Below are 23,226 nucleotides of genomic sequence, written 5' to 3'. Positions count from 1 at the left end.
AATTATTGCTAAATTTTTAAATTTAGGATAGACTTACCATACAATTTTATCCATAAGGAGCTTGTATGAAAAAAATCGTTTTACTAAGTGCAGTTTTAGGAACTTTGCTTTTTGCTCACGAGGGTCATCACTTTGATCCAAAGGCTGGCGAACATCTAGTCATACCTGTTAATGAGCTAAGCGAAAAGGGCGATAAGAGCGTTGGCGAAGTAGTAGCTGTTAAGACAAACTACGGCGTTGCGTTTTTTCCAAATTTAAAAGGTCTTCCTGCAGGACTTCATGGCTTTCACGTTCATCAAAATGCTGATTGTGGCGCGACTGAAAAAGGTCTTGGTATGAAAGCAGGCGGTCACTGGGATCCAGCTGAGACAAAAATGCACTCATTTGCATGGGACGATAAGGGTCACAAAGGCGATCTACCAGCGCTTTACGTAGATGCTGAGGGCAATGCAAACTACCCAGTGCTAGCTCCAAAGATAAAAAACCTTGACGAGCTAAAAGGTCACTCACTAATGGTTCACGTCGGTGGTGACAACCACAGCGACCAGCCAAAAGCACTTGGCGGTGGCGGCGCTAGAATGCTTTGCGGCGTTATTAAATAATTAAGCCCACAAAAAGCCTTTAAATTTATATGTTTAAAGGCTTTTTCAAATTTCACGCTCAAATTTAACCTCTATTTCTAAGATGAAATTTCAAAATTTTAAACTACAATCCGCTTTTAAACTTAAATTTACAAAGAACAAAAATGGAATTTGACCTACTTAGCTACACTGTCTTTTTTGTCGCTGCGTTTTTGGGCGGTTTTATCGACGCGATCGCAGGAGGCGGCGGACTGATCACTTTGCCAGCCATCATGGCTATGGGCGTGCCACCTCATCTTGCCCTTGGCACAAACAAGCTTCAAGGCGTATTTGGCAGCTTCACGGCAACGCTAAATTTCACCAAAAAAGGGCTGATTAATTACAAAGAGTGCTTTGTTGGCATAGTTTTTACATTTATTGGAGCGGCCATCGGCGCAACGCTCATCTTATTTTTAAATGCAAATTTCTTAAAAATAATCATCCCATTTTTGCTAATCGCCATCTTCATCTACACGCTTTTTATGCCAAAAATAGGTGAGAGCGACAGGGCTGCAAAGATGAATGAGAGGCTTTTTTATATCATATTTGGACTAATTCTTGGCTTTTATGATGGCTTTTTTGGCCCAGGAGCAGGCTCGTTTTGGATGTTTGCGATGGTGGCTTTAATTGGGCTAAATTTAAAAAAGGCGGTCGCTCACACAAAGGCTTTAAATTTCGCCAGCAACATCGTAGCTCTTGGCGTTTTTATAGCAGGCGGGCAGATACTTTGGCTAGTTGGCTTTTTGATGGCTGTGGGGCAAATTTTAGGAGCTTATTTTGGCTCAATTTTAGTCATCAAAAAAGAGGTCAAATTTATTAGAACGATGTTTTTGATAGTTGTCGCAGCGACCATTTGCAAACTGCTTTTTGACTACTTCAAGGCTTAAAATTAAAAATGTTTTAACAATAATTTTGTTACAATCACGCAAAATTCTAAATCTAAGGTAAATCAATGAAAGATTTGTTTCTATTCTCAAATTTGCTAAACCATTCACATGCCTTTGTCTATGCGTTTCACTTTTGCCTTGTAGCTTTGATCATCCTCATCGTTGCTTACATCGCAAGGAGTAAAATGCAGCTTGTGCCAAGAGGTCTTCAAAACATAGTTGAGGCTTATTTAGAGGGCGTTATCTCTATGGGCAAGGATACTTTAGGCAGCGAAAAGCTAGCTAGAAAATACCTCCCACTTGTCGCAACTATCGGTTTTATCGTATTTTTCTCAAACGTCATCGGCATCATCCCTGGCTTTGAGTCACCAAGCTCAAGCTTAAATTTAACTCTAGTTTTGGCTTTGGTTGTATTTATTTACTATAACTTTGAGGGCATTAGAGAAAATGGCTTTTTCAAATACTTTGGACACTTCATGGGACCAAACAAATTTCTAGCTCCTATTATGTTTCCAGTCGAGGTCATCTCACATCTTTCACGTGTAGTTTCGCTATCTTTCCGTCTTTTTGGTAACATCAAAGGCGATGACTTGTTCTTGCTTGCGATGCTTACACTTGCACCTTGGTTTGCACCGCTTCCAGCGTTTGCACTTCTAACGCTTATGGCTGTTTTGCAAACATTTATCTTTATGATGCTAACTTACGTTTATCTAGCTGGTGCAGTCGCTATCGACGAGCACGAGCATTAAAATTTAAAGCCATATTTTTATATGGCTTTTCTCTTTTTGAAATTTCTACTATCTATCAAATTTAACTTTCAAGCAACATCTCAAAATAAAAATAAAGTATTAAATTTAGTGAAGAATTAAGCAGTAAAAAAGTGCGCCATTTCTAGCGCACATAAATTTATTTTCTATGGTCGTATTTCCAGCCCATTTTTTCAAGCTTTTCAACGATCTCGACAACGTAGTCAGTCACACAATCAAGCATCTTTTGACCTTTTTCTAGGCTAGCTTTTGTGCTATCTCCAGTAGCACCCGTCTCTGTTACCTCTTTGATATCCCAGATGATGGTGCTAAACTCGCCAAAACCGATAACGTCATGAGGCACTTGTGACTTTGCAAATTCTAAATTTACAAGCTCAGGTTTAACCGCCATAGTTATAGAAGTCTCGCCCTCTCCGCCGTGACCAAGTCCGTCCCAAACGTCAAATGTACCTTTTAGTCTAGCTCCTGTGATGTTCCACCAAGCAGGGATAAAGACCAAAACAGCGTCTTTATGTCTATCTTTTACCTTTCTAGCAGCGATCTCAAGGGCAGGTATATTGCCGTCGTGGCCATTTAGGATGATGATATGTTTTATGCCGTTGTTTATAAGGCTCTCAAAAATGTCTTCAGCGATCGCTATCGTGGTTTCAAATCTAAGAGTGACTGACATAGGAAATTGGTTGTAGTGGATAGAAGTACCAAAAGGCACGCCTGGCACAACGATAGTCTTTCCAAGTCTTAAAGCCGCTCTTTTTGCGATCTCTTCAGGCACAAAAAGATCAGGCCCAAGTGGCAGGTGCCAGCCGTGGCTCTCGCAACTACCAAAGGTCGTGATAGCGCTATCTATCTCGTGCGCCTCAAATTTTTGCTTTAGCTCTCTTGCGCTAAATTCGTTTAAAACTACCTTTTTCATCTCATCTCCTTGTTAAAAATTTTATAAAATATCGGATAGATAATAATCGTAATAACTAACGCTACAAGACCTGATGGTAGGTCAAATGGAAGTGGCAAATAGTACTGGAAGATAAATCCAAGCAAAGCGCCTATGACAAATGAAATAACGCCAGCCATGTGATAGTCTGGTTCGCTATTAAATTTAGCGATGTCGTATTTTCCTTTTTTGATGATGTAATAATCAGCTATTAACGGACCAGCAAGAGGCGGAGCAAATGTACCAAGTATCGTGATGAACGACGCAAAAAACATTTGATAAAAGGCAAATGAGCCAAGCACAGTGCCTACTACGCCAGCTAGTAGCACTAGTTTTTTTCTATTTATGTTTAAATTTATGCTTGAGAGTACCGGACCAGTATATAGCGAGTTGCAGTAGAGCTCGGCGTTATTTGTAGTCCAAAGCGATGCTGTCCAAGCTATGACACCGATGATAGCTAAAAGGGCTGACTTTGTTAGCATCCACTCTACGTAGTTAAACTGACCAACGCTTACTGCGCCGATGTAGCCAACTATATTTAAAAGAGGGTTTGTTAGTATAAAACAAGCCACGACACCAGCGATGACAGCTTTTACTGACTTGTTAAATCTAAATAGATCAACGCCCATAACAGCTCCTGCTATCCAGCTACCAACAACAGCTGTGATCGCATTTCCAAGCCCAAGACCTTGTATATTTTTGGTCTTTTCTAGAAATGCTACAGCTCCGCCGCCCTCTGCTAACATCTCGTAGCCAACATAGACTGCGATGATCAAGATAACAGGGCTTATAGGGATAGCGATAGCCTCGATGGCTTTGATACCTACGTATGCTGTGATGGTAAAGATGATGCCAAAGATAAAGCAAGCAAGAAAGACCTCAAGCGTGATCGGTGTGATATCTTTGTAGCCAAAATTTGCTGGGTCAAAGACGATGACGCCACTTGGATTGCCTATAAATGAACCCCAAATTTGACCGACCATGCCAGTGATGCTGGCAAACCAGCCAAGTGTGAGCAGTGCCATGATGATCATTGGCAAATTTGCACCCTTTATGCCGTAAGAGTACCTAGAAACTAGAGCTAGGCTCATGCCTGTTTTTTGAGCCATTATGCCAAGTAGCGCAGTGATGATACTTAGCGAGCCCATACCTAAAATGATCGCCCAAATGGCGGTTTGAGGTGAGACGCCAGGCTTTCCGCCAAAACCGGCTAGAACGCCACCTATGAAAAGTCCAGTAACGACGTAGCCAAAACCTACCCATACCATTATCTGGTTAAATGTCGGGCGTCGCTCAGACATCGGAACTGGAGACAGCATGCGTTCGCCATCTTCTAAAACAACATTTTCTTTGTCGCTCATACAAGCTCCTTTCATAAAATTTTGTCTTTTTTGATTATAGCTATATTATTTTTTTCTTACGAAAAATATTTAATTTGTAATTTAAATTTTTATCATTAATGTTACGAATTGTTAGTGTTTTTAAATTTCCTTCAAAGCTCCCCTTTAGATATTTTAAAAGAAAGTATCGCTAAAATACGCACTAAAAATTTGCATAAATTTAAAGGTAAAAATATGTTTGAAGTCGTTATCGGTTTAGAAGTTCACACTCAACTTAATACAAAAACTAAAATTTTCTGCTCTTGTTCGACTAGCTTTGGCGACGAGGCGAACACCCACGTTTGTCCGACCTGCCTAGCTCTGCCTGGAGCGCTACCTGTGCTAAACAAAGAGGCTGTAAAAAAGGCGATCAGCTTTGGCACAGCGATAAACGCTAAGATAAATAAAAAATCAGTCTTTAATAGAAAAAACTACTTCTACCCAGACCTTCCAAAGGCATATCAAATTTCACAGTTTGAGATACCTATCGTAGAAGGCGGCGAGCTCATCATCGACGTAAATGGCACTAAAAAACGCATCGGCGTAACTAGAGCGCACCTTGAAGAGGACGCTGGCAAGAATATCCACGAAGAAAACGAGAGCTTGGTCGATCTAAATAGAGCTGGCACGCCGCTTCTTGAGATAGTTAGCGAGCCAGACCTTAGAAGTAGCGACGAGGCGGTGGCTTATCTTAAGAAACTGCACTCGATCCTTCGCTTTTTAAACATCAGCGATGCAAATATGCAAGAAGGTAGCTTCCGCTGCGATGCAAACGTCTCTATCCGTCCAAAAGGCGACACAAAGCTTTACACAAGGGTTGAAATAAAGAACCTAAACTCATTTAAATTTATCCAAAAAGCGATCGACTACGAGGTAGAACGCCAAAGTGCAGCTTGGGAAGATGGCAAATATGACGAAGAGGTCTATCAAGAGACAAGGCTGTTTGACACGACAAATTTAGTGACAAGATCGATGCGTGGCAAAGAGGATAGCGCGGAGTATAGGTACTTCCCTGACCCTGACTTGCTCCCTGTTGAAGTGCCAGAAGAGATGTATAACGAAGCGATCAAAATTCCAGAGCTTGCCGAGCAAAAGGTCGCAAGATACGTTAGCGAGTTAGGCGTAAAAGAGAGTGATGCGCTAAATTTAACCCAAAGCGTTGAGATGGCAAGATATTTTGAAGAGCTAATTGCCGCTGGAATTCAGCCAAAGCTCGCTACTACGTGGCTTATAGTCGAGCTTCTTGGACGTTTAAATAACGGCGTGACGATCGAGACAAGCCCAGTTAGCAGCGCTAAGATGATAAATTTACTAAAACGCATAGAAGATGGCACGATAAGCGGCAAAGCTGCAAAAGAGGTGCTAGACTATCTAATGGAAAATGACGCAGACGTCGATAGTGTCATAGAAAAGCTTGGCCTAAAACAAGTGAGTGATGACTCAGCGATCATCGCGATCATAGATCAAATTTTAGCTGCAAACGCCGACAAAGTCGAAGAGTATAAAAACGGCAAAGATAAGATGTTTGGCTTCTTTGTCGGTCAAGTGATGAAAGAGGGCAAGGGTGCCTTTAACCCAGGCAAGGTCAATGAGCTTTTAAAGGCCAAAATAGGCTAACAAAGGGCTAAAATGAGCATAGCAGTCATCGGAGCTGGCAAGTGGGGCAGTGCGCTTTTTCACGCATTTAGTGAAAATAACGAGTGCGTCATCAGCTCAAGAACGCCAAGAGAGATGCCAAATTTTGTAAGCTTGGATGAAGCTTTGGAGTGCGAATACCTAGTCTGCACGATCCCAACGCAAGCTACAAATTTATGGCTAAAACAAAACTACAAAAACAAAGGTCAAAAGATCCTAGTCGCCAGCAAGGGCATAGACACGGCAAATCTTAAATTTCTAAATGAAATTTATGAAGACTTTGTTGATAGAGAAAATTTGGCCTTTCTTTCTGGGCCGACCTTTGCAAAAGAGATCATGCAAAAGCTGCCTTGTGCTTTGGTGGTAAATTCTAAAAATCAAAATTTAGCTTTGAAATTTGCTTCATTTTTCCCAAGCTATATGAAGGCATACACTTCTGATGATGTGATCGGCGCTGAGGTGTGCGGAGCCTATAAAAACGTGATCGCCATAGCTGGTGGCATCTGCGACGGACTTGGTCTTGGCAACAACGCAAGAGCAAGTCTCATTTCACGTGGGCTTGTTGAGATGGCTAGATTTGGCAAATTTTTTGGTGCAAAAGATGAGACTTTTATGGGGCTAAGTGGCGCAGGGGACCTTTTCTTAACCGCTTCGTCGATACTCTCACGCAACTACCGCGTAGGTCTAGGCATCGCAAGGCACGAGAGATTAGAGAAAATTTTAAATGAGCTTGGCGAGGTAGCAGAGGGCGTGGATACTGCAAGGGCCATTAGCAAGATCGCTAAAGAAAAGGGCATATATGTGCCCATCGCTAGCGAGGTTGAAAATATGCTAAATGGCAAAGACGTTTTTGAGAGCGTAAAATCGCTTTTAGGAAGAAGATGAGAGCTTTTAAATTTATACTTTTTGTGGCTATTTTTGCTTTGGGGTTAAACGGCGCAGAGGTGAGCCTAAGAGCCAAGGTCTCGCAGATGATAATGGTTGGCTTTAACGGAGCTAGCACAAAAGATGCTGCGTTTCGCGCGATGTTAAGCGACGCTGGGTACGAGAGATTTGGCGGTGTGATGCTACTTGGCAGAAATGTCACAAACAAGGCCCAGCTAAAAGCTAGCATAAAGGCGATCAAAGAGAAAAGTCCTAAAATTTTCATCGCTATCGACGAAGAGGGCGGCAACGTAAGCCGTATGAAGGATAAGAGCTTTGACGGCCCATATCCTAGCGCATACGAGGTAGCAAGCACGCTTGATATCAAAAGCGCGTATGATCTCTACTCAAAAATGGCTATAAATTTAAAAGAGTGTGGCATAAATTTAAATTTCGCCCCAGTGGTTGATCTGCACGATGAAAACTCGCCGATCATCGCCGCTAAGCAAAGGGCGTTTAGCGAGTATGCAAGCAAGGTAGTGATCTACGCTGATGCCTTTATGGACGCATTTAAAGAGCAGGGCATCCTAACGACACTTAAGCACTTCCCAGGGCATGGCGGCTCAAAAGAGGACTCGCATAAAAATAAGAGCGAAGTCACGCTAAGTAAAGACGCGCTACTGCCATACAAAGACGCTATAAGCACAGGTAGAGCGCAGATCATCATGGTCGGACATCTTTTTGTAAAGGGCATCGACGAGGACAATCCAGCCACACTTTCTAAAAAAATAATAACCGATCTGCTTCGCAATGAGCTTAAATTTAATGGCGTGGTTATCAGCGATGATATGCTGATGAAAGGCGTTGGCGACGAGACATTGGCACAAAAAGTGGTGAAATTTATAAACGCTGGTGGCGATATCTTGCTCTTTAGTGAGTTTAAGATAAATAACCAAAGAACGGCCGATCTGGTCACTCAGATCATAATTGACGCCGTAAATGAGAAAAAGATCAGCAAAGAGCGAATCGACGCTTCATACAAGAGGATAATGGCTCTAAAAGCGAAGCTTTAAATTTGTTTTTTTGAAAATTAGATTAGTAAATTTGCGTTATTTTCGTCTTTTTCAAGATCAAAATATAAAATTTCAAGCAGCATTTCATCGTCGTATCCAAACTTCATAAACTCTTGTTTTATACCCTCTATCTTTGGATATATTAGGTAAAGATTGCTGCACTCATGTTTTTTGCCATAAGCATATAGCTGATATAGGTCGGCTTGTGAGATATCATCTTTTGACTTTATGATCTTCCATTTTGTGTCGGCTATAAATTTGCCTTTTAAAAATATATCAGGCCTTAGTTTAAAACTTTTTGGCTCTTCTACGAGGTGTTTTTCTGAGTGTTGTAATATAGTGCCTGGAAACTTTTTCTTTATAAAATTTCCAACATAGCTTTCAAAAAGTGCATTCATATCAAATAGCAAGGCAAGGGCCAGATCATCGCCTTTGTGTGGTGTAAAAGAGTTGTTAAGTAAAAAGATCTTGCACCACAAAAGAGTTTGCTCATAGTGCTTTACTTGGCGGTTTATGACAAGCTTTGCAAAGAAATTTTTATAATCCTCACACTCCGAAACCTCATCAAATATAAACAAAAGCTCGCGTATTTTTTGCTGATTTTTACTAGAATTTGACTTTTTGTATAGAAATTTAAGCGTTGTTTTTATGATCCTATTTATCTTTATATCGCTTAAAAATTCGCTGTATCCTACGTAAAACCGCTCTTTGTGGATGCTATTTCTTTTTATCTGCTCGTTTATATTAAGCTTTCCTTTTAGGAAATTTAGGTTCTCTTCTAGCGCCACATAGTCGCTTTTTATCCTCTTTTTTACAAGAGCTTCAAGCTCGCACAAAAACATAGAGATGAAAATTTCCAAAAGCGGTAAATTTTGTGTTTTTAAACTGGCTAAATTTGAGCTTTTAAATGGGAAATTTTTTAGCGTTCTTAGCATTTTTATAAAAACTGCTTTCGATCTTTCGACGTCGTTTTTGTCTGCTATTTTTGGCAAAATCTCTATAGTGAAGCCACTTTTTGTCTTCAAGACGCCGACATAGTTTCTAGCTTGTATAAATTTCCCGCCAACCCCGCTTGCTATCCTTAAAAACGGCGCATTTTCATCGCTATTTTTAAGGATAAAATTTTCTATATCGCCAAAGTCTTTTTTGCATATATCGTGCTGATATATGCGCTCAAACTCAGTTATCGTTAGCTGGCTTTGCTTCATCTACTTGGCTACTTGTTGAATTGTAAATTTTTAGATAGTTTTGCTTGTCATAAAAAGCTTCTTTGTCTATTTCGTATAAAATTTTATCGTTTATATAGTCAGTGCCGCTTTTAAATAAAGCATTTGCTGGCTTCTTTTCTTTGATAAATTGACTATCTCCCAAAACAAGCCTAATCTTCTCCCAGTCGTCGTAAAAATACTCTTGCAGTAGTGGTAAAATTTTATTTTTAAAGACATTTGCAAGCGTTTTTATGTCTGACACATTTATAAAATAAGCATGCCCTATCGTGTGATCTCTGTCGTAAAGATACTCTATGCGCTCGTTTATCGTTTTTAGCATTTCACCTACATTGATACCTTCAATGATTGTTTCATTTAGCGTATCGTATTCTGGCATCATCTCTATAAATTCAAACCTTCTTCTAAGAGCCGTATCCATAAGAGCTATGCTGCGATCTGCTGTATTCATCGTGCCTATTATGTATAAATTTGACGGCACTCCAAATTTCTCTTTTGAGTATGGCAACTCGACCATTATCTCATCATCTGCCCCGAGCCTTTTTGACGGCTCTATAAGAGTTATGAGCTCACCAAAAATTTTAGAGATATTTCCGCGGTTGATTTCGTCGATGATTAAGATGTAATTTTGATTAATGTGATTTGCTTTATAACTTTCATATTCCTGACCCAAAATATCTTGAATAATCACTGGCTCATAAGAAGGCATTCCATAGTTATCATTATGAAATATATCTTTAATTAATTTGTCACAAGATATGGTTTTTGGATCATTGCTATTTTGAGGCTTAACCAAAATAGAAAATTGATTATTTTTATATAGATAAAATGGCTGTTTATCGGTAGGAGTTTCTAATATTTTTCCATACATATTATTTGAAAAAATTGGTAGTTTATCGACATAGTTTTTATATAGCTTTTTAAAGCCATCTTCCGTTAGTTCTTCTTTTGCGTCTTTTAGTAGTATCTTATCACCATTGGCTCTTTTGCAGATACTTTTAAATGCTCCATCTTCTATTTTGTATGATACATTATCGTTTTTGGTTTCTGCTTTTATACCCTCGACAAATTCTTCATATCCATAGCTTTGATGAAATGTGATAAATTTTATTTGTCCCTTTTCTACATACTCTTTAAATTTAGATCTATTATCGGAAGCATTGCCTTCTATAATTTCTAGTGCTTTACGAACAACGCCATATGTCTTTCCAGTTCCTGGAGGGCCATATAAGATTTGATTAAGTGGATAAGTTAATTTCTTGTCATCATCGGTCATTTTATATCCTTCATTATCACTATTGTTTTGTTGATTGTTTTCTGTATTTTTATAAAATTTCTCATATGTTAGATGATATACATTTGTTAGTGCATTAAGTAAGCTTGTGTAGTCAAGAGTTGTAAAAGTGTCTACATTCTCTATGGCAAAATATATATATTTTTCCCATGCAAGTTTATCAAGCTTGAAGCCAGGTATATGTATCTTTTTGCATTCCGACTCCAGGAAGTTATATATTTCATTTTTTAATTTTTTTTCTGTATTTTCTAACTTATCATCAATCAGACCTATGGATACATAAAAGATACTCGGTTCTGCTAAAGCAGCAAAATAAACAACCAAATGAGATTCATTCTTAAAAGGTTGATATCTATTCCATATGTAATTTTGAATGGTTTTGCCGTCTTGTTTTAGCCACATTCCTTTACCGCTACTGTTAAAACCACTAAATAGCTTATCTGTAAAAATAATTAAATTTTTTCGGAAATTACTTAAAAAAGTTTTAGTTCTTGTGTCGCCTGCATTATACTTTTTACCTTGTGCATTTTTAAAATATTCAAGTCCATCTAATATTTCATTTTTTAAACTATCACTTATCATGTTCCTATCCTTAGTTTTTGTTATTTTATAGCTTTAGACCTTTTGAATATCTTTTCACAACCCATCAAATTCTTTTTTTAGCTCGTCCCTTAGCTCTTCGGCTCTATCTTCGCCGTTTTTTAAATTTAGTTTTACAAAGCTGTCTATCTCGTCTAAAATTTCAACCAGTTCGCTCTCCCAGTTTGCATTTTCTTGTTTCAAAAGCGCTTCTAGCTTATCTCTTGTCTGCTCGAGCTGATCAAGAGCTTTGTCCTTGTTGCCAGCCTCGTTTAGCGCATCTTCAAAGAGTATGTCCTGCCTTAGAGCATTTATCTTTTTTAAGATAATGTTGCAAAATTTAGGGTATTTTTCAGCGTTGCTTAAATTTTCTAAAACCTCTTGCGCAGCTTTTTGATAAGCTGGCACTGCCCCTTCATCGTCAAGTTTTTTGGTTAATTTTTGTATCTGAAAATATAAAATAAGCGCTGCAAAAAATGCAAGCAGCAAATAGATCGTAACGCTATTCATTTTTACTCCTTTTTCTAAATTTATCCACGCTAATTATCGCAAGCGCCAGCCAGATCATACAAAATGAGATGACTTTGTAGCCATCTAAAATTTCGCCATAAATGAAGACCGCGCAAAGGATCGCGATGGTTGGTGAGATGTATTGCAAGTAGCCAATCGTCGTTAAATTTATCCTTGTCGTAGCTGCGTTAAAAGCGACAAGTGGCACGATGGTTACGATGCTTGAAGCGATCATTAAAAGCGAGTCCTCGTTTAGTCCAAAGTGGCTTTGCGAGTGAAAAACCAGCCATAAAACGTAGCCAAGCGCAAATGGAAACATAAAAAATGTTTCGATAAAAAGCCCATTAAATGCGCTAATCTTCGCCATCTTTCTAACCATCGCGTAAAATCCAAACGAAAGTGGCAAGATGATAGAGACAAGTGGCAGGCCACCTTTGGCATAAATTTGTACGCAGACGGCTGTGATGACGATGCAAACGGCTATGGCGCTAGCTTTGCTTAGGCGTTCTTTAAAGATGATGACACCAAGGAGCATGCTTATCAAGGGATTTATAAAATATCCCAAACTCGTGTCTAAAATTTTGCCGCTACCCACCGCATAGACATAAACGCCCCAGTTTATGGTGATAAAAATACCACTTAAAAATAGAGCCTTTAGCGAGCGGATATCTTTAAGAAGCGCAAAAATTTCGCCCATTTTGCCATTAATGCAAAGCACTGCCGCCATCAAGAAAAATGACCAGATGATCCTGTGGGCTAAAATTTCATAAGCATCGACATCTTTACTAAAGAGGTTGAAATAAACCGCCAAAAACCCCCACATAAAAAAGGCGCTAAGCGCGAGAATAACGCCTTTTTGGCTCTCATTTAGTCTTGGTATTTTTGTCGCCTTTTATAGAATTTATACTATCTATCATCAAAAGCGTGACAGAGATGGCTAGGCAGATCATCAAAAAGTATGAGCTTTTCTCCAGTCTCTCGCCGATGGCAAATGAGACAAAAAGCATCATTATAGGCTCAAAATATGTAAGCAAACCTAGTACATTTATCGGCACGAGCGTGCTTGAGAGGATCTGGGCGATGAGGGCTATGCCGCTGATAGCACCAAGCAAGATGAGCAGATAGTAGATGTTTGGGTTTTGGCTCATTACGTAGTCCATATCGGCTGTGAGCGCAAAATAAAATGAGAATAAAAACATAAAAATTATCTCGATAACAAAGCTTGAGAAATTTGCAAGGTTGTAGTACTTTCTAATGGTAAAATAGACTGGATAAAGGCAAAAAACTACAGCGCTCTCCCACGAGATGCCACCGCTAATGACTGCTGTACTAAAGACGCCAATGGCAGCGAAAAATATCGATGCTAACTTTGTTTTAGAGAGGTGCTCTTTGAAAAATATCCGTCCAAAAAGGACCATGACTATTGGCATGATGAGGTAGCCTATCGAGACTTTTAGCGCTGCGCCGTTACTTGGAGCCCAGAGATAGAGCCACATCTGAAATGAGACGATGAGCGAGGTAGCAAGCAAAACTAGTAAAATTTTAGGTTTTAGCTTTATTTTTAGAAGTAAAAATTTGAAATTTCGCTGCTGTTTTAACAAAAAAATGGCGGCGATGACAAAAGGCATGGCAAAGATCATGCGGTATCCAATAAGAGCTTGTGTGCTGATGGGGTTCATGAGCACTGACATGTAGTAGATGCAGTTAAATAAAACTGAGGCTAAAAGCGAATAAAATATGCCTTTTATCATGAAAAAAATCTTCTCTTTTTTTGGGTAAATTTAAAGTAGCGATTGTATGCAAAATATCTTTAATAGTCCATTAATGGCTTTTATTTTTTAAGTTTTGCGTGATATAATCTGCGCTAAATCAAGGTAAAAGATAGGAAAAATTTATGACTTGGAACAGAGATAGTTGGAGAGAATTTAACATCTTGCAACAACCAACTTATCCAAATTTAAAAGAGCTAAAAGAGGCTGAAGAAAAACTAAAAGCACTTCCGCCTTTGGTATTTGCTGGTGAGGCTAGAAGTCTTAAAAATGAGCTTGCAAAAGTTTGCAATGGCGAGGCTTTTTTGCTTCAAGGTGGCGACTGCGCTGAGAGCTTTACAAATTTTAACGCAAACAACATCAGAGATATGTTTAAGGTCTTGCTTCAAATGGCGATAGTTTTAACCTTTGGTGGTGGCTGTCCAGTGGTCAAAGTAGGCCGCGTAGCAGGGCAGTTTGCAAAGCCTAGAAGTAGCGACTATGAAGAGGTAAATGGCGTTAAGTTGCCAAGCTATAGAGGCGACATCATAAATGGCTTTGAATTTGAGGAAAAGGCTAGAGTTGCCGACCCAAAACGCATGATAGAGGCCTACTATCAAAGCGCCTCGACGATGAACCTCTTAAGAGCCTTTTCAAGAGGTGGTTTGGCTGACCTTCATCAGGTGCATAAGTGGAATTTAGGCTTTGTTAAAAAGCCAGAGATCAGCGAGCAGTACGCAAAACTGGCTGATGATCTAACTAAGACGCTATCTTTCATGGCGGCTTGTGGTATCACTTCGGCAAACACCCCAGCGATAAATCAAACAGCAGTTTATACATCTCACGAGGCGCTACTTTTACCTTATGAAGAGGCTCTAACTAGGGTTGATAGCCTTAGTGGCGAGTGGTACGACTGCTCGGCTCATATGCTTTGGATAGGCGAGAGAACACGCGGCGTAAACGACGCTCACGTGCATTTTTTAAGCGGCGTGAAAAACCCTATCGGCGTTAAGATCGGACCAAGTGCTAATGCAGAAGACGTCATTGCTCTTGCAAATAAGCTAAATCCAGAGAATGAAGCTGGCAGACTAAATGTGATAATCAGAATGGGCGCTGATAAGATCGGCGAAAATTTACCTAAAATTTTAAGAGAGCTAAAACGCGAGGGGCTAAATATCGTTTACAGCATAGACCCGATGCACGGCAACACAGTTAAGACCTCAAATAACTACAAAACTCGTGAGTTTGACAAGGTTATAAGCGAGGTTAGAAGCTTTTTTGAAATTCACAAAGCTGAGGGCACAAGAGCTGGCGGCGTGCATCTTGAGATGACCGGTCAGGACGTGACTGAGTGCACGGGCGGGGCTTTAAAGCTAACAGAGAGCTCGCTAGAGCAAAGGTACGAGACGCAGTGCGACCCAAGACTAAACGCTGATCAGGCGCTTGAGCTTGCATTTTTGATGGCTGATCTAGTTAAAAAAGCTTGAAATTTATAAAATTTGGAGAAAAATATGGCAAATATTTATGATCTAATAGTAGTTGGCGGCGGACCTTGTGGCATAGCTAGCGTAGTAGAGGCTAAAAGAAATGGCTTAAGTAATGTTTTGCTCCTTGAAAAAGGCGACAACCACAGTCAAACGATCAGAAAATTTTATAAAGACAATAAACGCGTTGATAAAGAGTATAAAGGGCAAGATAGCACGATACATGGGCTAGTTTCGTTTGAAGATGGCACAAAAGAGAGTACACTTGATTATTTTGACAAGCTACTTGACTCTGAGAATATCGAGGCTTTTTTTAACTCTGAGGTTGAAAGCGTAAAAAAAGAGGGAGAAATTTTTAAAGTAACTACCTCAAAAGCTGTCTATGAAGCCAAAAATGTGATGGTTTCTATCGGCAAAATGGGGCGACCAAACAAACCTGACTATAAGATCCCACCATCACTAAATTCAGTTGTAAATTTTAACCTTGATAACTGCACAAACGGCGAAAAAGTGCTAGTTGTGGGTGGTGGTAACTCTGCAGTTGAGTATGCTATCGAGCTTTGTCAGTATAACAAAACTACGATCGCTTACAGAAAAGATAAATTTAGCCGTGTAAATGAGACAAATTTAAGCGCACTTTGGGAGCTTGAGAAGCATAATAAGATAAAAGTAAGGCTAAATCACGATATAACCGAGATCGATAATGAATCAGGCAAGGTAAGAGTGCATTATGAAAATGGCAAGATCCGTGTCTATGACAGGGTTGTTTATGCGATCGGTGGCTCAAGTCCGGTTGATTTTTTACAAAAATGTCAGATAAAAACTGATGAAAAAGGCACTCCGATAGTTGATAGCAATTACCAAAGTAGCGTGCCAGGACTATACGTGGGAGGCGACATCGTTTTAAAAAATGGCGGCTCGATAGTAGTCGGACTAAATCACGCTCATAGCGTTATCAAAGATATCTTAAAAGGCAAGGCACAAGCTTGATAAATAAAATCGCACTAGCTATTGTTTGTCTGATAGCTGGCTTTTCTCTCTCGTTTTTGAAATTTCAAAAAGATGACGAGGCGCCAAAAGATACTAATCAAACGATTTATTCTATAAATTTTGATGATCTCCCAGAAGAAGAGAAGCAAAGATATGTAAGCAAAGACGATCTTTACGAGTATGGCGGCTACATCACGCCAAAGAGCTACATGCAAAATTTTGTTGATGATAAGGATCTAAATTTATCAAACAATGTAAATGAGCTTCAAGAGCAAGTGCGCGAGCTAAGCAAAAAAAATGAAATTTTAGCCGCTGATAATGTCGATATGAGCGAGAAAAATTTAGACTTCATAAGCAAAATTTCAGAGATGAAAAGAAATATCGAAAATGAAAAAAACGAGATAGTTGAAAAAAATCAAAAGGCTCTTGGCGAGCTTGAGGCGCAACACTTTGAAAATATCCAAGCTTTGACAAAGCGCCTAAATGAAGCGCAAGCTGATATGATAGAGAGCTCAAAGGCTTACGAGAAAAAGATAATCGACCTTGAAAATGCGATAAATGACGCTAAAAGTGACGATGAGAGCAAGCTTAAAGATGCCAAGGCCAGCTTTAATAAATTTAAAGAGAGCTTCGAGGCAAACTACACCGCTTTAAAAGAGCAAAATAACGAGCTAAACGCGACACTTGCGCAAAAGGAAGCTCTTATAAAAGAGTATGAAAAAGCTCAAAGCGAAAAAGATAGAGGCGAGAAAAAAGAAATTTTGCTTTTAAAAGAGGAGATCGAGCGAGTTAAAAATGACGCTAACACTCAAAAATTTAGCTACGAAAAAGAGATAAATGCGCTAAATGATGGCTTTGAGACACAAAAGAGCGTTATGGAGGATGAGCTTTCTAAAAAGGCAAACAAGATAATCGACTTGCAGGAGGCTCTTGAATCAAACAAGACTGCACTAAAAGATAGAATTTACGAGCTTGAAGAGATCAAGAAAAACCTAAACTCAAAAGATCTAATGGCGCAAAGCTATAATGGCAAAAATTTAGAGCTAAATGCCTCACTTGCGGCACTTCATAAAAGCTTTGATGATCTAAAGCAAAAGAGTTTAAAAAGCGAGCAAGAGAACAAGCTTGCAAATGAAAATATAAGCTCGCTTAAAAAAGAGCTTGAGAGGGCAAATGCTCTAAATAAAAAGCTTGAAAAGCAAAATTTAGACGCAAACTCAACTCTAAATGAGCTAAGCAAAAAGCTAAGTTTAAGCGAGGAGAGCCTTAAAAAGAGCCAAGAAGATCTAAAAGCACTCGATACAAAGACAACTAAATTTATAAAAACGCTATTTGATCAAAACCAAACCATCTCTTTGCAGTCACAAAAACTTGGCTCAAACGAGGGTGAGCTAAAGAATTTAAGCGCTAAGCTTGATCTAAAAGAAGCAAAGATAAAAGAGCTTGAAGAAAATGTCACAAAGACAAGCCAGATGCTCCTCTCTAAGCAAAATGAGCTAGAAACTCAAAAAAGAACGCTAAAGATCGATATGCAAAACTATGAAATTTTGCGCCAGCAGATAAATATGCTACAAAAAAAGATAGTTGATACCTCAACCTTTTTAACTGACAACAACAAAAGTGGCGGCAAAAATTTACTAAGCTTGCAAAATGAACTAGAAAATGCAAAGCAAAAGCTAAACGAGAGCAACAAGACGATCGAGCGGCTAAATTCAAAGATAAGTGAGCTAAGCTCGAGCGGTCATAAAGGTGGAGCTGTAAATGCCCAGATCATCGAGCTTCAAAAGGATATCGAGCAAAATTTAAACAGACAAGACGAGCTTGAAAATGAAAATGTAAATTTAAAAAATATCTTACAAGCTACGACAAAGCCTGAAACCCCAACAAAGCTCGTCCTCATCTCTAGCATCGAGTGCGACGATATGGACTCAAAGGACAAAGTGAGCATAATGTGTAAAAACAGAGTGAGCGAGTTTTTGCAGAGATTTAACTCAAACTATATGTATGAGATCATCCCGATCGTGGATAAGAAAAATTTTGTCATCCCATCAAATGTCGCTCAAAATATCAAAAAAGATGACCTTGGCAAGCTAAATAACTACGTAAATTACGGCGTTGGTAAGGAGCGTGCAAAGGCAGCTGCTGAGCTTATAAAAGAGGAATTTGGCGACTTTGCAAGGATCAGCTTTAGCTCTGAAGTGATCGTAAAAGATGTGACGCGCGGCTTTATCATCAAGGTTTATAGATGATCTTAGCCCAGCTTGAAAATGGCTATCGCTACAACAGCGATACGCTCGTTCTTTATGATTTTATTTGCTCGGTCGTAGGCGAAATTTCTGGTAGGGTTTTGGACGTTGGAGCAGGGTGTGGGATACTTGGACTTTTGCTTAAGCGTGACTTTAAAAAGATAGATCTAAGCATGCTTGATCTTTTGGAGCTAAATAGCGAAATTTCTAGCTTTAACGCAAAGAGCAACTGCTTAGAGGCTAGAGCCATAACGGCTGATTTTGCAAATTTTAAAGATAGTGAGAAATTTGATCTAATCATCTCAAATCCGCCTTTTTATCATGACGGTGTTACAAAAAGCCAAAATGAGCACATAAAAGTTAGCAGATATGCAAGCTCGCTAAATTTAAAGGATTTTATAAGAGGCATAAGCGTAAATTTAAAGCCACATAAAAGGGCGTTTTTTTGCTATGCGCCAGATGATCTTAGCGAGATAGCGGCATGCTTAAAAGAGCATAAGCTAAATTTGGTGAGCTTAAAATTTGTCCATACTAAAAAGGATAAGCCAGCAAATTTGGCTTTATTTGAAGTGCGAAACAACTCAAACTCAAAGCTAAAAGTCCTGCCGCCTCTAGTGATGAGCGTGGATGGCGCGCACACGAAAGAGGCAAGCGAGATCTTTAAAAAAGCAGATACAAACAGCGTCTCTTACAAGGAGATAGCGTGAGGGCTGATGGTTTTAGCTATGAGTTTGATCCTAGCTTTTGCGAGAGTTGCGGGGGCAAATGCTGCACTGGCGAGAGCGGCTACATCTGGATAGATGAGGGTGAAATTTTAAAATTTTGCGCCGCTTTTGATATTTCAAAAGATGAGTTTGAGAACAAATTTTTAATACGTGTCGGGCTTAGGCGAAGTATAAAAGAAAAGCCTTATGATGACGGTTTTGCTTGTATATTTTTTGATGAGAAAAATAAAAACTGCTCGGTTTATGAGCTAAGACCTAAACAGTGCAGGACATTTCCGTTTTGGGATTATTTTAAAAAAAACTTAAAGGAGCTAAGAGCAGAATGCATTGGCGTAAAATTTTAATAATTTTTATAAGCGTATTTTTTAGCACGCATCTGCTTGCAGATGATAACAAAAGTGTAAATTTACGCCTAATGCAAGCTCTCATCTCGCAAGATAGTGGCGATGTAAATGCTAGCATCCAGACCTATCTTGGGCTTTTTAAAGAGACAAATCAAAAAACCTATCTAAAAGAGGCGATCAAGCTAGCCTTTGCCACAAAAAATGAAAATTTAGATAGCCTCATGAGTGATGGCGAGAAGAGCTTAAAAGACGATAGCGATTTTATCAGGATCAAGGTTGCAAATTTAGTCAATCTCTCTAAGCTAAACGAGGCAAAAGAGCTGATGCAAGAGCTTGCTACAAAAGAGCCAAACGCTCAAAATTTGCTCATGCTTGGCACCATTTGCATGATGCAAAATGATACGGTAACGGCGCTAAAATACTTTGAGGAGGCATACTCGCTAAAGCCTGAAGAGGAGAATTTGCTCCGCATCGTTGATATCCTTTTAAACCGCATGGATAATGTAAATGATGCGACAAAATACCTCGAGAAATTCCGCGAGGAGCAGGGCTGCACTCAAAAGACATGCGAGCTTTTGGCTGAAATTTACTCTCAGCAAAGAAATTTCCCAAAGGTGATCGAGCTTTTTGAAGAGATCTACGACATCACTCACGACACCTCTTATCTTGACAAGATCGTGCAGTATTTTGTCTATGCTAAAAATTACAAAGCGGCTATTGAAATTTTGAAAAAATATGGCTACAACGATGCCACGCTGATGGATCTTTACGCTGCGACTGGAAATTTTGGCGATGCATACGTTTTGGCGGTTAAAATTTATAACGATAGCAGGGATCTAAATTTCTTAGCAAAGGCCGCCATCTACGAATATGAGATGAACAAAGATAGCCTAGATGAGAAAAAGATCGCTGATATCTTAGATAAATTTGAAGCTAGCGTGCCAAAGCTTAATAACGATATGTTTTTTAACTACTACGGCTACTTGCTCATTGATCACGAGATAGACCCTAGAAAGGGCGTGGAGATGGTGCAAAAAGCACTTGAGATCTCGCCAGATTCGCCTTACTACGAGGACTCGCTAGCGTGGGGGTACTTCAAGCTTGGCGAGTGCAAAAAGGCAAAGGGCATAATGATGCATGCGATGAAAGATGTTGATTTTAGGACTTCAAAAGAGGCAAAGGAGCACTTGCATCTAATCGAGCGCTGCATAATAAATTTAAACAAAAGGCTTAAAAAATGATACTTGATGAGATCATAAAAAAGACAAAAGAGGATCTAAAAAAGCGAAAAGCTGACTATCCGCAGGAGTGGCTAGGTCGCTCGCTCGCATACAACCCATACGTGCCAAGAGACGTTTTGGGCGCACTTAGATCAAGTAAAGATGAGCCTATAAAGATCATAGCCGAGATAAAAAAAGCAAGTCCAAGCAAAGGCGTGATAAGAGAGGACTTTGAGCCGATCAAGATCGCTCAGGAGTACGAGCAGTACGCAAATGCTTTTAGTATCCTAACAGAGCCTCACTGGTTTAAGGGCGACATCGAGTACATCACGCAAGTTCGTCGCTACGCCTCAAGGCCGATCCTTAGAAAAGACTTTATCGTTGATAAGTATCAAATTTTAGAAGCGCTTGTTTATGGAGCGGACTTTATCCTGCTCATCGCAAAAGCGCTAACTCAAGGCGAGCTAAAAGAGCTACTTGAGTACGCGTACCACTTGGGGCTTGAGGTCTTAGTGGAGACCCATGACGCGAGCGATGTGAAAAAGGCGATCTTTGCAGGGGCAAATATAATAGGGATAAATCATAGAAATTTAGATGATTTTACGATGGATATGAGCCTTTGCGAAAAGCTCGTGCCGCTTTTGCCAAACGGCAAGATAATAGTCGCTGAAAGCGGACTTTATGAGCATGAGCAGCTTTGCGAACTAAGCAAGATCGGAGTCGATGCCTTCTTAATAGGAGAGCATTTTATGAGGCAAGATGATATAAAAAATGCCGTTAAAAAGATAAAGGAGGGCGAGTGATGCAGCACCTTTGTGCCCCTTGGAGAAGCGAGTATTTCAGTGCAAAAAAAGATAGTTGCGTCTTTTGTGACGTGATAAACTCAAAAGAGGACGACGAGAAAAATGGCGTGCTTTTTCGTGCTAAGCACTGCTTTGGGATCATGAATTTATACCCATATTCGCCAGGTCACTTTATGATCATACCAAACCACCACACCGACAAGATCGAGGAGCTTGACGAGCAGACGTGGTTTGAGATGAGTAAATTTGTAAGGCTTGGGGTTGAAATTTTAAAGCGTGAGCTTCACGCACAGGGCGTAAATATCGGTATGAATTTAGGCAAGGCAGCAGGCGCTGGCATAGCTGAGCACGTGCACTATCACCTTGTGCCAAGGTGGAGCGGGGATACAAATTTCATAACGACGATCGCCGATGTCAGGGTAAATGGCACGCCGTTTCATCCGCTTTTTGAAAAACTAAAAAAGGCTTTTAGTGGCGTTATATGAGCTTGAAGTAGAGCAGTGGCTGGAAAAAAGGGGTGAATTTGAGCTCTTAATAGACGCTAGATCGCCGCACGAATATACCTACTCACACATAAAAAATGCGATAAATTTATACGCGTTAAACGACGCAGAGCACAAAGAGGTAGGCACTATCTACAAAAGTGACAGGGCTCTAGCCAAGAGCCTTGGCGCAAAATATATTTGTAACAACCTGCAAAATATCATAGACGAGGTCTATAAAAGGTGCAGGGTCGGCTCGGCTATTGGTATCTACTGCGCAAAGGGCGGGCTTAGATCAAGCTCGGTTGGCTTTGTGCTAAGCATGATAGGATATAGGGTTTTTAGGCTAAATGGCGGCTACAAGGCATATAGAAATCACGTTTTGGAGTTTTTAGAGCGTCCTTTAAGCACGAAATTTATCACTCTTTTTGGCAACACCGGCTGCTATAAAAGTAAGCTTATAAGGGCACTCTCGCCGTCAATCGACCTTGAAGCGATGGCAAATCACTTAGGCTCAGTCTTTGGCGCGATAAACGGCGCGCAGCCTAGTCAAAAAAGCTTTGAAGATGCGCTCTTTGAAAAGCTCATCACACTAAAAGATCAAATTTGCTTTATCGAGGGCGAGAGCAGAAGGATCGGCTCGCTAACACTCCCTAAAAGCCTTTATGAGGCGATGCGTTGCGGCATCTGTGTTGAGGTTAGCGCAAGTTTAGAAAATAGAATTTCTTGCATCACAAGCGACTATAAAAGCGTGGATAAAGCCTTTTTTGATGAGTGCATAAAGAAAATTTCGCCCTTTATCGACAAAGAGGCCAGAGATGAGGCGGTGGCTAAATTTAATGAAAACGACATCGCCAAAGTGGCTGAAATTTTACTCACAAAATACTACGACAAGGTCTATAAGAAAAATGAAAACATTGATATTTTTATAAGCTCTGACGACTTTGAAGAGGCTGTTAAAAAGCTAAATTTGATAAGAGCTGAGGCTAAATTTTAAATCCTTTTGGCGCTTTGTTTGGGGTAAATTTCACCTTTAAATTTAAATTTACTCTCTTTGGTTAGGTCAAATTTACTTTTAAATTTAAAATATATCAGTTGTTGTGCTTAAAAATGGCTTAGTTTAAGGCTATTTTTATATCGTAGCATAAAATTTCTTGCCATTTTTATGAAAATTTCTAGTTAAATTTATCTGTTTATCTGTGGTTCTGTGGTTCTGTGGTTGGCTTGGTTGGCTTGGTTGGCTTGGTTGGCTTGGATGGTGTCGCTTGTACGCAGTTGACGCTGCCGCCGTTCTGCTCGGTTGAGATTGTGGTGGTGGTCGTATTTGTAATAAATACAACCGTCGCTGATACTCTACACAACATGTTTGTTACTTACGTGCTGTCCTTTCATATTCTTCTTCACACACGTCCTGTATGA

Annotated in this window: 22 protein-coding genes; 15 read left to right on the top strand and 7 right to left on the bottom strand. The window is 39.7% G+C overall.

The annotated features are described in order from the left end of the window. Nucleotides 1–65 precede the first annotated feature (65 nt). The 3 genes from CVS81_RS09240 to CVS81_RS09230 all read left to right on the top strand — a co-directional run bounded on the left by CVS81_RS09240 (nucleotide 66) and on the right by CVS81_RS09230 (nucleotide 2,256). Complete coding sequence (locus CVS81_RS09240; protein ID WP_002942317.1) at nucleotides 66–602, top strand: superoxide dismutase family protein; 537 nt, start codon at nucleotides 66–68, stop codon at nucleotides 600–602. 143 nt (nucleotides 603–745) lie between these two features. Continuing rightward, a complete protein-coding gene (locus CVS81_RS09235) occupies nucleotides 746–1,507 on the top strand; it encodes a TSUP family transporter (RefSeq protein ID WP_103636849.1) in 762 nt (253 codons plus the stop codon). Between the two features lie 65 nt (nucleotides 1,508–1,572). Next, the gene (locus CVS81_RS09230) at nucleotides 1,573–2,256 is read left to right on the top strand and encodes a F0F1 ATP synthase subunit A (RefSeq protein ID WP_107965785.1); all 684 of its coding nucleotides are present in this window, start codon (nucleotides 1,573–1,575) and stop codon (nucleotides 2,254–2,256) included. A gap of 157 nt (nucleotides 2,257–2,413) precedes the next feature. Here CVS81_RS09230 and CVS81_RS09225 read toward each other — a convergent pair whose 3' ends face one another. Together CVS81_RS09225 and CVS81_RS09220 are read right to left on the bottom strand one after the other, a co-directional pair. Next, a complete protein-coding gene (locus tag CVS81_RS09225; RefSeq protein ID WP_107965784.1) occupies nucleotides 2,414–3,187 on the bottom strand; it encodes a creatininase family protein in 774 nt (257 codons plus the stop codon). Continuing rightward, nucleotides 3,184–4,566 carry a purine-cytosine permease family protein gene (locus tag CVS81_RS09220; protein WP_107965783.1) on the bottom strand — a complete coding sequence of 461 codons (1,383 nt, stop codon included), beginning with the start codon at nucleotides 4,564–4,566 and terminating at the stop codon, nucleotides 3,184–3,186. Before CVS81_RS09220 ends, CVS81_RS09225 begins: the two co-directional genes overlap by 4 nt. A gap of 213 nt (nucleotides 4,567–4,779) precedes the next feature. Here CVS81_RS09220 and gatB point away from each other — a divergent pair, with 213 nt between their 5' ends. The 3 genes from gatB to CVS81_RS09205 are packed head-to-tail and all read left to right on the top strand — an operon-like array spanning nucleotide 4,780 to nucleotide 8,156. Beyond that, nucleotides 4,780–6,201: an Asp-tRNA(Asn)/Glu-tRNA(Gln) amidotransferase subunit GatB gene (gatB, locus tag CVS81_RS09215; protein ID WP_035160674.1), complete on the top strand. Its 1,422-nt coding sequence runs from the start codon at nucleotides 4,780–4,782 to the stop codon at nucleotides 6,199–6,201. Nucleotides 6,202–6,213: 12 nt separating this feature from the next. After that, the gene (locus CVS81_RS09210) at nucleotides 6,214–7,104 is read left to right on the top strand and encodes an NAD(P)H-dependent glycerol-3-phosphate dehydrogenase (protein ID WP_021086264.1); all 891 of its coding nucleotides are present in this window, start codon (nucleotides 6,214–6,216) and stop codon (nucleotides 7,102–7,104) included. Beyond that, nucleotides 7,101–8,156, top strand: a complete 1,056-nt coding sequence (locus tag CVS81_RS09205) for a glycoside hydrolase family 3 N-terminal domain-containing protein (RefSeq protein ID WP_107965782.1) — start codon at nucleotides 7,101–7,103, stop codon at nucleotides 8,154–8,156. Before CVS81_RS09210 ends, CVS81_RS09205 begins: the two co-directional genes overlap by 4 nt. Nucleotides 8,157–8,173: 17 nt before the next feature. Here CVS81_RS09205 and CVS81_RS09200 read toward each other — a convergent pair whose 3' ends face one another. The 5 genes from CVS81_RS09200 to rarD (CVS81_RS09180) are packed head-to-tail and all read right to left on the bottom strand — an operon-like array spanning nucleotide 8,174 to nucleotide 13,516. Further along, on the bottom strand, nucleotides 8,174–9,364 hold the full coding sequence (locus CVS81_RS09200; RefSeq protein ID WP_107965781.1) for an McrC family protein: 1,191 nt from the start codon (nucleotides 9,362–9,364) through the stop codon (nucleotides 8,174–8,176). Beyond that, nucleotides 9,336–11,258 carry an McrB family protein gene (locus CVS81_RS09195; RefSeq protein ID WP_107965780.1) on the bottom strand — a complete coding sequence of 641 codons (1,923 nt, stop codon included), beginning with the start codon at nucleotides 11,256–11,258 and terminating at the stop codon, nucleotides 9,336–9,338. Before CVS81_RS09195 ends, CVS81_RS09200 begins: the two co-directional genes overlap by 29 nt. A gap of 54 nt (nucleotides 11,259–11,312) precedes the next feature. After that, nucleotides 11,313–11,765: an aryl-sulfate sulfotransferase gene (locus tag CVS81_RS09190; protein ID WP_107965779.1), complete on the bottom strand. Its 453-nt coding sequence runs from the start codon at nucleotides 11,763–11,765 to the stop codon at nucleotides 11,313–11,315. Further along, nucleotides 11,758–12,612 carry an EamA family transporter RarD gene (gene rarD, locus CVS81_RS09185; RefSeq protein ID WP_265094475.1) on the bottom strand — a complete coding sequence of 285 codons (855 nt, stop codon included), beginning with the start codon at nucleotides 12,610–12,612 and terminating at the stop codon, nucleotides 11,758–11,760. The genes CVS81_RS09190 and rarD (CVS81_RS09185) overlap by 8 nt, the downstream gene beginning before the upstream one ends. Before the next feature lie 16 nt (nucleotides 12,613–12,628). Beyond that, nucleotides 12,629–13,516: an EamA family transporter RarD gene (rarD, locus tag CVS81_RS09180; RefSeq protein WP_009293763.1), complete on the bottom strand. Its 888-nt coding sequence runs from the start codon at nucleotides 13,514–13,516 to the stop codon at nucleotides 12,629–12,631. Between the two features lie 143 nt (nucleotides 13,517–13,659). Here rarD (CVS81_RS09180) and CVS81_RS09175 point away from each other — a divergent pair, with 143 nt between their 5' ends. The 9 genes from CVS81_RS09175 to mnmH are packed head-to-tail and all read left to right on the top strand — an operon-like array spanning nucleotide 13,660 to nucleotide 22,804. Further along, the gene (locus CVS81_RS09175) at nucleotides 13,660–15,000 is read left to right on the top strand and encodes a class II 3-deoxy-7-phosphoheptulonate synthase (RefSeq protein ID WP_107965777.1); all 1,341 of its coding nucleotides are present in this window, start codon (nucleotides 13,660–13,662) and stop codon (nucleotides 14,998–15,000) included. Nucleotides 15,001–15,024: 24 nt separating this feature from the next. After that, nucleotides 15,025–15,987: an NAD(P)/FAD-dependent oxidoreductase gene (locus CVS81_RS09170; RefSeq protein WP_002942343.1), complete on the top strand. Its 963-nt coding sequence runs from the start codon at nucleotides 15,025–15,027 to the stop codon at nucleotides 15,985–15,987. Further along, nucleotides 15,984–18,236, top strand: a complete 2,253-nt coding sequence (locus tag CVS81_RS09165) for a vesicular transport factor Uso1p (RefSeq protein ID WP_107965776.1) — start codon at nucleotides 15,984–15,986, stop codon at nucleotides 18,234–18,236. The genes CVS81_RS09170 and CVS81_RS09165 overlap by 4 nt, the downstream gene beginning before the upstream one ends. Continuing rightward, nucleotides 18,233–18,940: a tRNA1(Val) (adenine(37)-N6)-methyltransferase gene (locus CVS81_RS09160; RefSeq protein ID WP_103598177.1), complete on the top strand. Its 708-nt coding sequence runs from the start codon at nucleotides 18,233–18,235 to the stop codon at nucleotides 18,938–18,940. Before CVS81_RS09165 ends, CVS81_RS09160 begins: the two co-directional genes overlap by 4 nt. Further along, nucleotides 18,937–19,302 (top strand): YkgJ family cysteine cluster protein, encoded by a 366-nt coding sequence (locus CVS81_RS09155; RefSeq protein ID WP_103570479.1) that lies wholly within the window; start codon nucleotides 18,937–18,939, stop codon nucleotides 19,300–19,302. The genes CVS81_RS09160 and CVS81_RS09155 overlap by 4 nt, the downstream gene beginning before the upstream one ends. Beyond that, the gene (locus CVS81_RS09150) at nucleotides 19,281–20,543 is read left to right on the top strand and encodes a tetratricopeptide repeat protein (RefSeq protein ID WP_107965775.1); all 1,263 of its coding nucleotides are present in this window, start codon (nucleotides 19,281–19,283) and stop codon (nucleotides 20,541–20,543) included. The genes CVS81_RS09155 and CVS81_RS09150 overlap by 22 nt, the downstream gene beginning before the upstream one ends. Then, the gene (gene trpC, locus CVS81_RS09145) at nucleotides 20,540–21,325 is read left to right on the top strand and encodes an indole-3-glycerol phosphate synthase TrpC (protein WP_107965774.1); all 786 of its coding nucleotides are present in this window, start codon (nucleotides 20,540–20,542) and stop codon (nucleotides 21,323–21,325) included. Before CVS81_RS09150 ends, trpC begins: the two co-directional genes overlap by 4 nt. Further along, nucleotides 21,325–21,810 carry an HIT family protein gene (locus CVS81_RS09140; protein ID WP_107965794.1) on the top strand — a complete coding sequence of 162 codons (486 nt, stop codon included), beginning with the start codon at nucleotides 21,325–21,327 and terminating at the stop codon, nucleotides 21,808–21,810. Before trpC ends, CVS81_RS09140 begins: the two co-directional genes overlap by 1 nt. After that, complete coding sequence (gene mnmH / locus CVS81_RS09135) at nucleotides 21,797–22,804, top strand: tRNA 2-selenouridine(34) synthase MnmH (RefSeq protein ID WP_107965773.1); 1,008 nt, start codon at nucleotides 21,797–21,799, stop codon at nucleotides 22,802–22,804. The genes CVS81_RS09140 and mnmH overlap by 14 nt, the downstream gene beginning before the upstream one ends. Nucleotides 22,805–23,226 lie beyond the last annotated feature (422 nt).

This window comes from Campylobacter concisus (assembly GCF_003049065.1).
In the GTDB taxonomy this organism is placed as follows: Bacteria; Campylobacterota; Campylobacteria; order Campylobacterales; family Campylobacteraceae; genus Campylobacter_A; species Campylobacter_A concisus_BE.
Note: the sequence above shows the minus strand (reverse complement) of the source record. Positions and strands in the feature narration are given on the sequence as shown.

What these genes read in the sequence shown, in the direction of transcription:
- gatB (WP_035160674.1), top strand. Translation starts at nt 4,780, where the DNA reads ATGTTTGAAGTCGTTATCGGTTTAGAAGTTCACACTCAACTTAATACA.
- CVS81_RS09175 (WP_107965777.1), top strand. Translation starts at nt 13,660, where the DNA reads ATGACTTGGAACAGAGATAGTTGGAGAGAATTTAACATCTTGCAACAA.
- CVS81_RS09240 (WP_002942317.1), top strand. Translation starts at nt 66, where the DNA reads ATGAAAAAAATCGTTTTACTAAGTGCAGTTTTAGGAACTTTGCTTTTT.
- CVS81_RS09140 (WP_107965794.1), top strand. Translation starts at nt 21,325, where the DNA reads ATGCAGCACCTTTGTGCCCCTTGGAGAAGCGAGTATTTCAGTGCAAAA.
- CVS81_RS09195 (WP_107965780.1), bottom strand. Translation starts at nt 11,258, where the DNA reads ATGATAAGTGATAGTTTAAAAAATGAAATATTAGATGGACTTGAATAT.
- CVS81_RS09210 (WP_021086264.1), top strand. Translation starts at nt 6,214, where the DNA reads ATGAGCATAGCAGTCATCGGAGCTGGCAAGTGGGGCAGTGCGCTTTTT.
- CVS81_RS09205 (WP_107965782.1), top strand. Translation starts at nt 7,101, where the DNA reads ATGAGAGCTTTTAAATTTATACTTTTTGTGGCTATTTTTGCTTTGGGG.
- CVS81_RS09190 (WP_107965779.1), bottom strand. Translation starts at nt 11,765, where the DNA reads ATGAATAGCGTTACGATCTATTTGCTGCTTGCATTTTTTGCAGCGCTT.
- rarD (WP_009293763.1), bottom strand. Translation starts at nt 13,516, where the DNA reads ATGATAAAAGGCATATTTTATTCGCTTTTAGCCTCAGTTTTATTTAAC.
- CVS81_RS09220 (WP_107965783.1), bottom strand. Translation starts at nt 4,566, where the DNA reads ATGAGCGACAAAGAAAATGTTGTTTTAGAAGATGGCGAACGCATGCTG.
- CVS81_RS09170 (WP_002942343.1), top strand. Translation starts at nt 15,025, where the DNA reads ATGGCAAATATTTATGATCTAATAGTAGTTGGCGGCGGACCTTGTGGC.
- CVS81_RS09225 (WP_107965784.1), bottom strand. Translation starts at nt 3,187, where the DNA reads ATGAAAAAGGTAGTTTTAAACGAATTTAGCGCAAGAGAGCTAAAGCAA.
- CVS81_RS09150 (WP_107965775.1), top strand. Translation starts at nt 19,281, where the DNA reads ATGCATTGGCGTAAAATTTTAATAATTTTTATAAGCGTATTTTTTAGC.
- CVS81_RS09235 (WP_103636849.1), top strand. Translation starts at nt 746, where the DNA reads ATGGAATTTGACCTACTTAGCTACACTGTCTTTTTTGTCGCTGCGTTT.
- CVS81_RS09160 (WP_103598177.1), top strand. Translation starts at nt 18,233, where the DNA reads ATGATCTTAGCCCAGCTTGAAAATGGCTATCGCTACAACAGCGATACG.
- CVS81_RS09200 (WP_107965781.1), bottom strand. Translation starts at nt 9,364, where the DNA reads ATGAAGCAAAGCCAGCTAACGATAACTGAGTTTGAGCGCATATATCAG.
- trpC (WP_107965774.1), top strand. Translation starts at nt 20,540, where the DNA reads ATGATACTTGATGAGATCATAAAAAAGACAAAAGAGGATCTAAAAAAG.
- CVS81_RS09230 (WP_107965785.1), top strand. Translation starts at nt 1,573, where the DNA reads ATGAAAGATTTGTTTCTATTCTCAAATTTGCTAAACCATTCACATGCC.